The organism is Psychrobacter sp. 78a-MNA-CIBAN-0178, assembly GCF_040309625.1.
GTDB classification, from domain to species: domain Bacteria; phylum Pseudomonadota; class Gammaproteobacteria; order Pseudomonadales; family Moraxellaceae; genus Psychrobacter; species Psychrobacter okhotskensis.
The window spans coordinates 1-265 of record NZ_JBEOOZ010000140.1; the positions used below are offsets into that span (position 1 = coordinate 1).

Below are 265 nucleotides of genomic sequence, written 5' to 3' on the forward strand. Positions count from 1 at the left end.
GTCTATTTCAGCATCAACTATTGAAGCTAAATTATGAATACGAACTGCGGTTATTTTCATAGTTGTTCTTGCTCCGTAAGCTCGTTTATCACATCACTTAAAAGTGCTTTTAGCTCATCGGGTACGCTTTGCCCTGCCATATCTTTATCGTTTGCAAATGCTTGTTCTAATAAGTTAAGCGGGTTGAGCATTTCAACTTCGCTTAAATCTTCAAATACGGTGTTGTCGTCATTTTGAGTCGATTGCTCACGTACACGTTCAATAC

1 protein-coding gene is annotated in these 265 nt (G+C 38.5%); it reads right to left on the reverse strand.

Going from position 1 to position 265, the window contains the following annotated elements; all coding sequences use genetic code 11:
• Positions 1–56: 56 nt before the first annotated feature.
• Positions 57–265 (reverse strand): hypothetical protein (locus AAEY80_RS14600; protein ID WP_350588599.1); only part of this gene is annotated, 209 nt, incomplete at its 5' end.